This window comes from Nonomuraea antri (assembly GCF_013283785.1).
Classification (GTDB): domain Bacteria; phylum Actinomycetota; class Actinomycetes; order Streptosporangiales; family Streptosporangiaceae; genus Nonomuraea; species Nonomuraea antri.
Map to the genome: position 1 here is coordinate 25,271 of NZ_JABCPZ010000001.1, position 12,903 is coordinate 38,173.

Annotated in this window: 8 protein-coding genes; 4 read left to right on the forward strand and 4 right to left on the reverse strand. The window is 73.1% G+C overall.

Going from position 1 to position 12,903, the window contains the following annotated elements; translation table 11 throughout:
• The first annotated feature begins 8 nt into the window (after positions 1 to 8).
• Positions 9 to 3,221 (forward strand): ATP-binding protein, encoded by a 3,213-nt coding sequence (locus HII36_RS00105; protein ID WP_173520920.1) that lies wholly within the window; start codon positions 9 to 11, stop codon positions 3,219 to 3,221.
• Here HII36_RS00105 and HII36_RS00110 read toward each other — a convergent pair.
• Positions 3,150 to 3,989 (reverse strand): ABC transporter permease, encoded by an 840-nt coding sequence (locus HII36_RS00110; protein WP_173520921.1) that lies wholly within the window; start codon positions 3,987 to 3,989, stop codon positions 3,150 to 3,152. The two genes, HII36_RS00105 and HII36_RS00110, sit on opposite strands and share 72 nt — an antisense overlap.
• Positions 3,986 to 5,023 carry an ATP-binding cassette domain-containing protein gene (locus HII36_RS00115; protein WP_173520922.1) on the reverse strand — a complete coding sequence of 346 codons (1,038 nt, stop codon included), beginning with the start codon at positions 5,021 to 5,023 and terminating at the stop codon, positions 3,986 to 3,988. The genes HII36_RS00110 and HII36_RS00115 overlap by 4 nt, the downstream gene beginning before the upstream one ends.
• A gap of 298 nt (positions 5,024 to 5,321) precedes the next feature.
• Between HII36_RS00115 and HII36_RS00120 the strand changes: the two genes are divergently transcribed.
• Positions 5,322 to 7,253 carry an ATP-binding protein gene (locus HII36_RS00120; RefSeq protein ID WP_217368981.1) on the forward strand — a complete coding sequence of 644 codons (1,932 nt, stop codon included), beginning with the start codon at positions 5,322 to 5,324 and terminating at the stop codon, positions 7,251 to 7,253.
• Positions 7,254 to 7,258: 5 nt separating this feature from the next.
• Here HII36_RS00120 and HII36_RS00125 read toward each other — a convergent pair whose 3' ends face one another.
• Complete coding sequence (locus tag HII36_RS00125) at positions 7,259 to 10,177, reverse strand: AfsR/SARP family transcriptional regulator (protein WP_173520923.1); 2,919 nt, start codon at positions 10,175 to 10,177, stop codon at positions 7,259 to 7,261.
• Between the two features lie 167 nt (positions 10,178 to 10,344).
• On the opposite strand from HII36_RS00125, the gene HII36_RS00130 reads away from it, so the two are divergent.
• Together HII36_RS00130 and HII36_RS00135 are read left to right on the forward strand one after the other, a co-directional pair.
• Positions 10,345 to 11,502, forward strand: coding sequence for a macrolide family glycosyltransferase (locus tag HII36_RS00130; protein WP_173521024.1), 1,158 nt, complete (start codon positions 10,345 to 10,347; stop codon positions 11,500 to 11,502).
• A gap of 112 nt (positions 11,503 to 11,614) precedes the next feature.
• The gene (locus tag HII36_RS00135; protein ID WP_173520924.1) at positions 11,615 to 12,139 is read left to right on the forward strand and encodes a hypothetical protein; all 525 of its coding nucleotides are present in this window, start codon (positions 11,615 to 11,617) and stop codon (positions 12,137 to 12,139) included.
• Between the two features lie 59 nt (positions 12,140 to 12,198).
• Here the strand turns inward: HII36_RS00135 and HII36_RS00140 are convergent, their stop codons facing one another.
• Positions 12,199 to 12,744, reverse strand: coding sequence for a hypothetical protein (locus HII36_RS00140; RefSeq protein WP_173520925.1), 546 nt, complete (start codon positions 12,742 to 12,744; stop codon positions 12,199 to 12,201).
• Between the last annotated feature and the right edge of the window lie 159 nt (positions 12,745 to 12,903).

Consider the following 12,903-nt stretch of genomic DNA (forward strand, 5'->3'; position numbering starts at 1 on the left):
TGGCAGACGTGGCTCCAGCGCTGACCTTTCTCGACGGTGTCCGCTGGCAGGGCACGCGGCTGGCCGGTGACCGGGCGCAGGCGCTGCTGGCCGTCCTCGCGCTGCACGCCGGCACCGGTCTCAGCGACGAGCGGCTGGTCGAGGAGCTGTGGAGCGAGGAGTCTCCGGCCAATCCCACCAAGGCGCTGCAGGTCGTGGTCTCGCGTACGCGGGCCGCCACCCATCCCGACGTCGTGGTGCGTACGGCGCGCGGCTATCGGCTCGGCCTGCCGGCCGATCAGGTCGACGCGCTGCTGCTCGCGAGCCTCGCGGGGCAGGCGCGCGAGGCGCTGGGCGGGGGCGACACGGCGGTGGCCAGGCGGCGGGCCGAAGAGGCGGTCGCGCTGGTGGCGAGCGGGTTCGAGCCGTCCAGCGGGCCGCTGGCCGACGTGCGCGCCGACGCCGCGAAGGCGCTGGAGGAGGCCCGCCGGGTGCTGGCCGTCGCGCGCAGCAGGGACGGCGACCACGCGGGCGCGCTGCCCCTGCTGGAGGAGTACGCGTCCGTCCGGCCGCACGACGAGGAGCTGCTGGCGTGCCTGCTGCGGAGCGAGGCGGCGGTGCGCGGCGTCGCCTCGGCGCTGGAACGTTTCGAACGCTACCGCGCCGACCTGGCCGAACACCTCGGCGCCGACCCGGGCCCCGAGCTGACGCGGGTGCACGCCGCGCTGCTGGCCGCCGACCGGCCGGTGCGCGAGGGCATCCTGTACGACGGATCCTCACTGCTCGGCCGCGACGACGACATCCGCTCGGTGCACGCCCTGCTGCAGACCGGCCGGGTCGTCTCCATCGTCGGCGCGGGCGGGCTCGGCAAGACACGGCTGGCCCATGTGGTGGGCAGGAACGCCGCCCAGCCGGTGGCGCACTTCGTCGAGCTCGTCGCCGTGTCCTCGCCTGAGGGCGTGGTCGGCGAGGTCGGCTCGGCGCTCGGGGTGCGCGACTCGGTCACCGCGCGGCGGGTGCTGACCCCGCAGCAGCGCAGCGACGTACGCTCGCGCATCGCCGGTCATCTGGACCAGGTGCCCTCGCTGCTCATCCTGGACAACTGCGAGCACGTCATCGAGGCCGTCGCCGACCTGGTGGCCTTCCTCGTCGCCAACACCCGTGACCTGCGGGTGCTCACCACCTCGCGCGCCCCGCTGTCGATCCCCGCCGAACGGGTGCACCAGCTCGGCGAGCTGGCCACGGGCGACTCGGTCGAGCTGTTCGGGCAGCGGGCCACGGCGGCGCGTCCGGGCGTGCGGCTGGAGGAGGAGGCGGTGCGTGAGATCGTCACCCGCCTCGACGGGCTGCCGCTGGCCATCGAGCTGGCCGCGGCCAAGGTGCGGGTCATGTCGGTGGAGGAGATCAGGCGGCGGCTGGCCGACAGGTTCGCGCTGCTGCGCGGCGGCAACCGCAGCGCCCCCGACCGGCACCAGACCCTGCTGGCCGTCATCGACTGGTCCTGGAACCTGCTGGACGAGCAGGAACGGCGCGCGCTGCGCCGGATGTCGCTGTTCGGCGACGGTTTCACGCTGGAGACGGCGGAACACGTCCTGGGGCCGGGCGCGCTGCAGGCCGTGCACGCGCTGACCGAGCAGTCGCTGCTGAGCGTCAGGGAGAACGCCTTCGGCCTGCGCTACCGCATGCTGGAGACGGTCCGTGAGTTCGGCCTGATGCGCCTGGCCGAGGCGGGCGAGGAGGCGCAGGCCCGCACGGCGCAGCAGACCTGGGCGACCGAGTACGGCATGCGCCACGCCGCCGCGCTGTTCGGCGCCGACCAGTTCGCCGCGGTCGACGCGCTGCGCGCCGAGGAGGGCAACCTGGCCGACCTGCTGCGCCGGGCGCTCGCCGAGGGCGATCCGGCCATGGCGGTGCGGTTGATGTCCGCGGTCGGCCCGCTGTGGTCGGTCCGCGGCGACCATCCCAGGATCATCGCGCTCGGCGAGGCGCTCACCCAGACGATCACCGGCTGGTTCCCGCCCCCCGAGCTGGAGGACCTGACCAGGGTGACCCTCCTCATCATGCTCATGAACCTGATGGTGATCACCGACAGTCATCACCAGCTGCGCGACCTGCTCGCCCGGCTGCCCGACCGCGACACCACCGACCGCCGTCTGACGGCGATGACGCGGGTGACGATGGCCAGTGATCCCGCCAACGGCGAGAGCGCGCTGCGCCGGCTCACCGAGCTCAGCCAGAGCACCGATCACGACCTGGCGCTGTTCGCCGGCCAGATGCTGACCCACGCCCTGGAGAACACCGGCGACACGGCGGGCGCGGCCGCGGTGGCGGAGCGGACGCTCGCCCTGACGGGAGACGACGACGGCCCGTGGACCCGGGCCATCATGCGCGCCACGCTGGCCCATCTGGCGATGCAGGCGGGCGACCCCGAGCGGGCGGCCGGCCACGCCAGGGCCGCACTCCCTGTCATGATCAGGATCGGCGCCACCGACGACGAGGCCCAGCTCCGGGCCATCATGATGTATCTCGCCATCCAGTCGGGCGACCTGGCGACGGCCGAGGCCGAGCTCGCCGAGCTGATGCGGATCAACGAGAGCGAGGCGGTGCAGGGCGGCCTGGCGATCATCCCGGCGTGCGCGGCGGAGCTGGCGCTGGCCCGCGGCGACGTCGCGCTGGCGCTGTCGGAGTACCGGCTGGCCGTGCAGCGGGCTCGTGACCTGCGCCTGGCCGGGCTGCCGAAGACCGGTGTCGAGCCGTGGGTGATGGTCGCCGCGTCCGTCGCGCTGACGGTCCACGCCTACCACGCCGGTCCCGCCGACCTGTGGTTCGGCGAGGAGCTGTTCGCCACGCAGTACGCCCTCCTGCGCGATGAGGTGCTGAGCGAGGCGAACACCTTCCTGGACTACCCGGTGGCCGGGATGACGCTGTTCTCGCTGGGGGCGTGGGGGCTGCTGCGCGGGGCGCTGCCGCCGCGCGTGGCGATCAGGCTGCTGGTGCTGGCCGAGCGTTTCTCGTACAACCAGATGATGGCCAGCATGGCCTTCGAGCGGATCGAACCGCACGCGGAGAGTGCCGTGCCCGGCCTGATCGCCGCCGTCCGCGCGGAGTACGGCGATCGGCGCGGCCACGACCTGCTCGGCGAGGCCAGGCGGGCGCTGCGCGACCACGGGTCACATGTGACGCTTGTAGCTGCGCACGGACAACGGCGCGAAGATCGCGATGCAGATCAGGCAGGCCAGTAGCGTCCAGGCGACCTCACCCGTGACGACGCCGCCGTTGGCCAGGTCGCGGGCCGCGGTGACCAGGTGCGAGACCGGGTTGACCTTGACGAACGCGGCCAGCCAGCCCGGCAGCGTGTCGACCGGCACGAACGCGTTGGACAGGAACGTCAGCGGGAACAGGATCATCATCGAGATGCCCTGCACCGCCTGGGCGCTGCGGGCGATGGTGCCGACCCAGGTGAACACCCAGGCCAGCGACCAGCCGGTGACGATCGACAGCGCGATCGCGGCGAGCGTGCCGGTGACGCCGCCGCCCGGCCGGTAGCCCATGAGGATGCCCATGCCGAAGGTCAGCCCGGAGGCGATGGTGTAACGCAGCAGGTCGGCGACCATCGGCCCGGCCAGCGGCGCGATGCGGGCGATGGGCAGCGACTTGAACCGGTCGAAGACGCCCTTCTCCATGTCTTCGCGGAGCTGGGTGCCCGTCGCCATGCACGTGGTCAGCACGGTCTGGGCGAGGATGCCGGGGATCATGAGCGGCAGGTAGTTGCTCACGTTCCCGGCGATGGCCCCGCCGAAGATGTAGGCGAACATCGCCGTGAACAGGATGGGCTGCAGCGTCACGTCGAAGAACTGCTCGGGGTTGCGCCGCATCTTCTTCACCGCCCGCCAGGCCATCGTCATGGTCTGGGCGAGCGTCTCGCCGAGCGAGACGTGCCGGCGCGCGGCGGCCACGCGGTCGGCGGCCCGGACGGTCTCGCGGGCCGGCGCGGTCAGGGTGGTGCTCATCGGGCCTTCTCCTCGTGCACGTCGTCGGTGGTGTCGTCGGCGCTCGCGGTGTCCTCGCCGGCGCCGTGTCCGGTGAGTGCCAGGAACACCTCGTCCAGGCTGGGCTTGTCCACGCTCACCGACGCGACGGAGATTCCCGCGGTACGCAGCGCGATCAGCACGTCGGCGGCCAGGTCGGCCTGGCCGAGCGGGGCGGTGAGCCGTCCTCGCTCCGGGCTGAGCGCCGGCTCGACGCCGAGCACCCGCCGGACGATCGCCACCGCGTCCCCGGTCTCGCCCGGTGCGGCCAGCACCACCTGCAGGGTGGAGTCGCCGACGGTGGTCTTCAGCTCGTCGGGCGTGCCCTCGGCCACCTTCCTGCCGTGGTCGATGACGGCGACCCGGTCGGCGAGCTGGTCGGCTTCGTCCAGGTACTGGGTGGTCAGCAGGACCGTGCAGCCGTCGGCGACCAGGCCGCGGATGGTCTCCCACATCTGGCCGCGGGTACGCGGGTCGAGGCCGGTGGTCGGCTCGTCCAGGAAGATCAGCGGGGGTTTGGTGATCAGGCTGGCCGCCAGGTCCAGCCGGCGCCGCATGCCGCCGGAGAACTGCGCGATCGGCTTGTCGGCCGCGCTCTCCAGCCCGAACCGCTCCAGCAGCCCGGTGGCGATCCACCCGGCCCGCGCGGAGCCGATGCCCTGCAGCCGGGCGAACATCCACAGGTTCTCGCGGCCGGACAGGTTCTCGTCCACCGACGCGTACTGGCCGGTGACCCCGACCAGTTGCCTGATCACGTGCGGGTTGTCTGCCACGTCCACGCCGAAGATCTCCGCGCGTCCTGAGTCGATCCGCAGCAGGGTCGCCAGCATGCGCATGGTCGTGGTCTTGCCCGCGCCGTTCGGTCCGAGTACGCCGAATATCTCGCCCGGTCGCACGTCCAGATCGATCCCGTCGACGGCGCGCTGCGTGCCGAACGACTTGACCAGCCCTTCGGCCAGCACGGCGCTCACCGCCGTCTCGACGACGCCGGTCCTTCTCTCTTGGGTGATGCTCATGGCCACAGTGTCAGCGGGCCCGGTTTCACCACGCACTCGCCCCGGTTTCGCGCGACCCGGGTGCGGTTTCTCGCGCGGGGCGAGGCCGCGGTGGAACGGGTTGGAACGCCGACGGTCATGGGGGCGGACTCGTCGGCGTGGACGGGCGGCCGGGCTGAGCCGAGGCGGCTGTCGACCGATCGTCGACGGATTGTCGATGAGGCGTGCGAGCGTGAACTGTTCCAAGGGGCACCGGAGTCACCGACGCCGCCTCGGGCCGGGGGGATCGCGGACCTGGGCGCGGCTTGGGGGGATGAGCATGAGCCTGGCCTACGAGCTGGAGACCTGCGTCGGCGCGCCCGGCGACGCCGAGGCGTCGCTGGTGGCGGCCGAGCGCGCGCTGCACCTGGACGGGGACCTGCGGACCGGACGGTGCCGGTTCGACCTGGCCTTCCAGGTCGCCGAGCGCGCCGGCGACGGGCCCGCGACGGCCAGGGCCGCGCTGGGCCTGGGCGGCATGTGGGTGCACGAGCACCGCACCGCGGCCTCGGCCGCCAAGGTCCTGTCCAGGCAGCGGCAGGCGCTGGCGAACCTCGACCCGCGCTCGCCGCTCGCGGTGCGGCTGCGCGCCAGGCTGGTGGCCGAGGAGGACCATCTCGCCGGCCGGCACGAGACGATTCTCCGTGCGCTGCCCGAGGCCAGGGACACCGGCGACCCGGTGGCGGTGGCGGAGACGCTGAGCCTGGCGCACCAGTGCCTGATGAGCCCGGGCCACGAGGCGCTGCGGCTCGAACTCGCGCACGAGCTGATCTGCCAGGCGGCCAGGACCGGGCGTCGCGGAGACCTGCTCGCCGGGCTGCTGTGGCGGACCGTCGACCTGTTCCTGGCCGCCGATCCGCGCGCGGAACGGTCGCTGGCCGAGCTGCGCGGCCTGCTCGCGGTGCGGGATCACCTGGCGGTGGGGTTCGTCGTCCAGGCGGTCGAGGTCATGCTGGCGATCAGGGCGGGCCGGTTCGCGCAGGCCGAGGCGCTGGCCGCGGTCTGCGCCGAGCGGGGCGAGGCCGCCGGCGACGCCGACGCGGCCAACTGGTTCGGCGCCCAGCTGGCCACCGTCCGCTGGTACCAGGGCAGGATCGCCGAGTTCGTCCCGGCGTTGTCGGGGCTGGTGAACTCGCCGGCGCTCGGCTCCACCGACTTCGGCTGCTTCCCCGCGCTGGCGGTGGCCGCCGCGGCGGCCGGGGACCAGCGGGTGGCCAGGGGCATGCTGGCCAGGGTCGGCGACCCGGCGACGCTGTCACGCACCAGGGGCTGGCTGGCCACGGTGCACGCGGTGGTCGAGGCGGCCTTCCTGCTCGACGACGCGGAGACCGCCGCCCGGGCGTACGAGCTGCTCGTGCCGTTCGCCCATCTGCCGGTGGTCGTCGGGCCGGGGGTGGCGTGTTTCGGCTCGGTCCAGCACGCGCTGGGGACGGCCGCGCTCACCGCGGGCGAGCCGGATCGGGCGGTCGAGCACCTCGGCGCGGCCGTCCAGGCCAACCTGGCGCTGGGGCACTGGCCGGCCACCTGCCTGTCGCGCCATCGGCTGGGTCAGGCATTGGCGCTGCGCCACGGGCCCGACGACGTGACGGCCCGACGCCAGCTGGCCCTGGCCGGCGAGGAGGCCGCCGGGCTGGGCATGACGCTGCCCGCCGCGTCCACGCGGAACCGCCTCGCGCCCGGCGGCGGGCCGGCCGCGGTGTCATGTCGGCGCAGCGGCCGGCACTGGCGGCTGGACTGGCGCGGCAGGAGCGCACTGGTCGACGACAGCGTGGGGATGCGGCACCTGGCCGTACTGACCGAGAACCCCGGACGCGAGATCCTCGCCGCCGACCTGGCCGCCGGACCCGGGGGCGGCCTCCCCGACCAGGCCGGCTCGAACCAGCCGATGCTGGACGAGCAGGCCAGGCTCACCTACAAGCACCGGCTGTCGCAGTTGCAGGCCGAGATCGACCAGTACCGGGCGCTCAACGATCCCGAGCGGGCCGCCGCCGCCGTGGCGGAGCGCGACTGGCTGCTGGCCGAGCTGACCGCGGCGGCCGGGCTCGGCGGTCGCGTCCGCGCCTTCGCCGACGGACGGGAGCGGGCCAGGATCGCCGTGGGCAAGGCCATCAGGCGTGCCCTGGCCAGGATCGCCGACGCCGACCCGGTGATCGCCGACGAGCTGCGCGCCACCGTCCACACCGGGCTTCGCTGCCGCTACCTGCCCAGATGAGCGACCTATGGATCGGCGGCCAGGGCCGCCCGGCGCAGGCACCCGGCGAGCTTGACGCGCAGCGGGTCCGTGTCGGAGAGATTGAGCTCGTCGGCGATGACCAGGGCCTGCGACCAGGCGTCGCGGGCGGCGGCCAGGTCGCCGACGACGCTGTGGGTGTCGCCGATGTAGCCCAGGCCGATGGCCGTGCTCCGGCGGTCGCCGGTCCGGCGGAACAGGACGAGTGCCCGGTGGTAGCAGTCGATGGCCTGCCGATGCTCGCCGAGATGGTGGTGGATGTAGCCGATGGTGTCCCAGATGTGTGCCTGGCCGTTGGGGTCGTCGATCTCCTCGGCCAGGGCGAGTGCCCGCCTGCAGTGCGTGAGGGCCTTGGCGTGCTCGCCGAGCTGGGCGTGGAACCAGCCGACGCAGCCCAGGGCGGCGGATCGGCCGCCCCGGTCGTCGGCGGCCAGGTAGTGCTCAAGGCTGGCGTAGGAGTGGCCGAGCGCCTCGGCGTGGCGGGCCTGCGCGCCCAGGACCCGGGCGAACGCCTGGTGGGTGCGGCCCTGCCCGACGTGGCAGCCGAGCCGTTCGAACAGCTCCAGCGCGATGCCGAAGTGGCGCAGCGCCTCGGCGCGGTCGAGCGCGGCATGGGCGAGCCCGAGCCCGAGATGGGCGTTGGCCTGCCCGGCCGGGTCGCGCCGGCGTCGCGCCACGGCCAGCGCGGCGGTCTGCGCGGCCGCCAGCGACGCCCAGTGCCCCTGCCGGTCGAGGAACGTGGTGAGCGTCGAGGCGAGCTGCCAGGCATGGGTCTCGAAGCCGGGCGGGACGTGTTCGACGAGGGCGAGGAGAACGGGATGTTCGGCGGCGAACCAGGCCAGCGCCTGGCCGTAGTCGCCCGGCGTGCCGAGCGCGGTGCCCGGCGCCGGGCGGCCGAGCACGACCAGGCCCCGCTTGCGGTCCAGGAGGGAGCCGGCCAGGTCGGCGGTGTGCAGGTAGTGGTCGAGCATTCTGCGGGTCGCCGCGTGCCGCTCGTCCTCGCCGTCGTGGGTGACGACCAGTTCCGCCGCGTACGTACGGAGCAGGTCGTGCAGGGAGAACCGGCCCGGGACCGGCTCGTTGACCAGGTGCACCCGCACCAGTTCTGCCAGCAGCGCCCGGGCGCGGGCCGGCGGCACGCCCGCCAGGGCGGCCGCGGCGGGCAGGGCGATGTCGCGCTGCGGATGCAGGCCGAGCAGCCGGAACAGCCGGGCGGCGGCCTCGCCGAGCATGCGGTAGGAGCAGGCGAAGACGGCCCGGATCTCGGTGACCGGGTCGCCGCCGTCGAAGGGGTCGAGGCGGGCGGTCTCCTCCTGCTCGCGTTCCTCCAGCTCGCGGGCGAGCGCGGCGAGCGGCAGGTGCGGCTGGGCGGCGCTGCGGGCGGCCACGATGGCCAGCGCCAGGGGCAGCCCCGCGCACTGCTCGACGATCGACGTCACCGCGCCGGGCTCGGCGGCGATCCGGTCGCCGCCCAGGCGCACCCGCAGCAGATTGCGGGCCTGCGGGCCGGTGAGGAGGTCGAGCACGAGCAGATTCGCGCCCTCCAGCGCGGCCAGGCTGCTGAGCCGGTTGCGGCTGGTGATCAGCGTCAGGCATCCGGGGGTGCCGGGCAGCAGCGGCCGCACCTGCTCGGCGTCGCGGGCGTTGTCCAGCACCACCAGCATCCTGCGGCCGTTCAGCAGGCTGCGGTACATGGCGGTCTGCGCTTCCAGTCCCGGCGGGACGCTGCCCGGAGGGATGCCGAAGGCGTCCAGGAAGCCTCGGACGGCCTGCGCCGGGTGCACCGCCGATCCGGTGGGGTCGAAGCCGCGCAGGTTCACGTAGAGCCGGCCGTCCGGGAAGTGCCGCGCGACCCGGTGCGCCCAGTGCACGGCCAGAGTGGTCTTGCCCACCCCTGCGGTGCCGGAGACGGCGCAGACCACCGCGCCGGCCGGGCTCTCGCCGGCCAGCAGCGCGTCCAGGTGGGCGAGCTCGCGCTCGCGGTCGGTGAAGCCGGCCACGTCCGGCGGCAACTGGCTCGGCCGCGGTCCACCGCCGACGTCGACCGCCGGCCCGCTGGTGCGGGGGCCGAGCAGGTGCGGGTCGTGGGCCAGCACGCCGCGATGGATCTCGGTCAGCGCCGGGGACGGCTCCATTCCCGACTGCTCGATGAGCGCGGCGCGGGCCCGCACGAACGTCTCCAGCGCCTCGGTATGGCGGCTCGCCCGGCACAGCGCGATCATCAACTGCCCCCAGAGCCGCTCGTGCCCCGGGTTCTGCTCCGTCAGCGTCAGCAGCTCACCGACCAGCGCCTCGCCCGCGCCGATCAGCAGCTCCGCGTCGATCCGGTCCTCGACGGCGCGCAACCGCAGCTGGCGCAGCCTGGTCACCTCCGGCCGGAGCATCGGGACCTCGGCGAACTCGCCGTAGGCGTCCCCGCGCCAGAGCGACAGCGCGGCGGACAGGCGCGTGCGCGCGGTGGACGGCTGGTCGGCGGCCAGGGCCCGGCCTTCGGCGGTCAGCCGCTCGAACGTGACCGCGTCGAGCGAAGCGGCCTCCAGCCGCAGCGAGTAGCCGGCCGGATGGGTCGCGATCAGATGCCCCCGACGTGTTTCCTGATCGGTACGTGCTTTTTGACCGGCACGTGCTTGCTGGGCGGCGGGTGTCAGGGATCCGCGCATGCGTGAGACGTAGGTACGCACCGTCCGATGGGCGTCGGGCGGCGCGTCCAGGCCCCACAGCCCTTCAGCCAGCGTCCGCACCGTCACCACGCGCCCGGCGTTGGCCGTGAGCAGCGCGAGGAGGAGCCGCAGCCGCCGGCCGCCGAGATCCAGCGGCCGACCGGCGACCCGCACCTCGATGGGGCCCAGGACCCGGACCTGCCCCGCCGCACCGGCTCGATCACCTCGTAGCGCACCGTCGGTCACACCATAGGAGATTCGTCTGCCGCTCTCCTGATACCGGGACCGTGCGGCGTCTCACCCGTGCCCGCCTGGGGGATGCGGGAATCGCCAGGTCACCCGGTGTGGCAGGGTGGGACGGGCCTTGATCCAATTGAGATGAGTGATCTTCTGTGTCCCGTTCCCACATCGCGATGGTCGGCATTCCCGCCGTCAGCCACGTCCTGCCCAGCCTGGAGATCATCCGTGAGCTGGTGGCCCGCGGCCATCGGGTGACCTATGCCAACGATCCCGCCGTCCGCGGGCTGACCGAGCCCACCGGCGCCGAGTTGGTCCCGTGCACGTCCGTGCTGCCCGTCGCCGACAACGACTGGCCGGACGACCCCATCGCCGCCATGAGCCTGTTCCTGGACGATGCCGTCCAGGCCCTTCCGCAGTTGCGCGCCGCCTACGACCGCGACCCCGCGGACCTCTACCTGTACGACATCGGGGCCTACGCCGCGCGCGCACTCGGCGAGTCGCAGCGGCGCCCCGTCATGCAGTTGTCCCCCACGTTCGTGGCCTGGGAGGGCTACGACCAGGAGGTGGCGGCGCCGCTGTGGCAACTGCCGGGCGCCGACGCCTACCGGGCGAAGTTCGGGCGGTGGCTCGCCGAATCCGGCGCCACCACCACGGACGTGGACGTCTTCCCCAGCCGCCCCGCCCATGCCCTGGCCCTGATCTCGCGGGCCATGCAGCCGCACGCCGACCGGGTGGACACCACGACGGTGACGTTCGTCGGCCCCTGCTACGACCTGAGCGACCAGGAGAGCACCTGGCGGCGTCCCGCCGACGCCGAGAACGTCCTGCTGATCTCACTCGGCTCGGCCTACACCCGGCAGCCGGAGTTCTACCGGCGGTGCCTGGCGGCCTTCGGCGACCTGCCCGGCTGGCACGTCGTCCTGCAGATCGGCCGGCACACCGACGCGGGCGAGCTGGGCGCGATCCCCGCCAACGTCGAGGTGCACTCCTGGGTGCCGCAGCGGGCGATCCTGGAACAGGCGGACGCCTTCGTCACGCACGCCGGGATGGGCGGCTGCGGCGAAGGGCTGCTGGCCGGGGTGCCGATGATCGCCGTCCCGCAGGGGGCCGAGCAGTTCATGAACGCCGACAGGCTGGTCGAGCTGGGTGTCGCGCGCCGCATCGACACGGCGGAGGCCACGGCGGAGAACCTGCGCGGCGCGCTGACCGAACTCACCGCCGACCCGGAGGTGGCCCGGCGCTCCGCGCGGTTGCGGGACGCCGCCCGCGCGGAAGGCGGCACCACCCGCGCCGCCGATCTCATCGAGGCCCTGCTGACCTTACCGGACTGACTTTCACGCGGATGCCCGACCCCGCCGCGAGGGTGCGCGCGGTTCCGGGGCTTCTTCCCACATGCCGGAAATATCCACGCACCGGTGACCGATCCTCCTATGATCACCGAACGTGATCATGACTCTCGCGCTCAGCGCGTCGCTCGTCCTGACCGGCTCGCCCGCTCAGGCCGCCACCAAGCCGGTGACGTTCCAGGGGTTCACCATCAAGGTCCCGGCCGCCTGGAAGGCCAAGAAGGAGGGCACCGGCCTGCGCGTCATCACCGGGGCCTGCTCACCCAAGGCCGCTGAATGCCACGGCTTCCTGCTGGGCGGGCCGACCTCCGTCAAGTACGGCTCCGAAGGCGGCCCGTACCGGCTCGACCAGCCGTACCACCCGAGCAGCGGGGTGACGGAGTGCGTGCCGGCGAAGAAGTACACCAGCGGCCAGGCCAAGCTGGTCAGGACCGCGAAGGCCGCCTTCGGCGGGCAGCGGGCGCAGTTCACCGAGTGGAAGGTGAGCTGCGACGGCAGCAGGCTCAACGTGACGTCGTACCGCCAGCGCGTCTGGTACGTGAAGGCCGAGAAGGTGATCGTCGTCGACCACTGGAGGACGCCGGGGCTGGCCGCCATCCTGGCCAAGGCCGTCTGGAAGTAGCCGCACGCGCGGGCTACCGCCGGGTCGGACACAGGCTCACCGCCGGCCCGAACGCGGGCTCACCGCCGGGCCGGGCCCACGTCGACGACAACGGGCCGGCCGACGCGTTCGCCGGTCTCGATGAAATACACCCGCGGGCTCTCGCCGCGTAACGTGAGGGAGAAGTAGCGGCCGTTCGGCGAGACGTGCAGTTGGGGCTCGTCCTGGGTCAGGGGTTCGTGCGACATCGTTTTCACCCGGCCGGTGGCCAGGTCCCGGATTATGTAGCCGTTTTCCGCGGTGCTGAAGTACGCGATGCGTTTGCCGTCCGGGCTCACGATGAGGGGCAGCTGCAGAAATCGTTGCTGCGAATCGATGTATCTGGCGGCATCGGGGATCGCCACCTCATACAGGTCGGTGTTCTCCACGGGCCGGCCGCCGGCCGGCGGTCGCTCGGCTCTGACCACCAGTCGCCAGCAACTGATACAGTCCGCCACCTCCGGCCAGGCATCGTAGGCGTAGCTCACCGTCCAGGTCTGCGACTCGGGCCGCCAGGGTTTCGGCTCGGACGGCTTCGGCCGTTCCGCCGGCTGAATCAGAACAATGGCGCCGGCCAAGGCGGCCACCGCAGCCCCTACGGCGGCCCGCTTCGCCGTGAACAATCGTGTCCCCCGCATGATCGTGCACGATAGCGACGATCGTAATCAGGCACTAGCCGACGCCATTACGGAAACGCCCGCGGCCGTCACCCGACGCGATATTGTCGGCGCCCGATGATAGGACTC

Excerpts from the sequence above, each read along its gene's own strand:
- HII36_RS00110 (WP_173520921.1), bottom strand. The coding sequence starts at position 3,989 with ATGAGCACCACCCTGACCGCGCCGGCCCGCGAGACCGTCCGGGCCGCC.
- HII36_RS00115 (WP_173520922.1), bottom strand. The coding sequence starts at position 5,023 with ATGAGCATCACCCAAGAGAGAAGGACCGGCGTCGTCGAGACGGCGGTG.
- HII36_RS00120 (WP_217368981.1), top strand. The coding sequence starts at position 5,322 with ATGAGCCTGGCCTACGAGCTGGAGACCTGCGTCGGCGCGCCCGGCGAC.
- HII36_RS00130 (WP_173521024.1), top strand. The coding sequence starts at position 10,345 with ATGGTCGGCATTCCCGCCGTCAGCCACGTCCTGCCCAGCCTGGAGATC.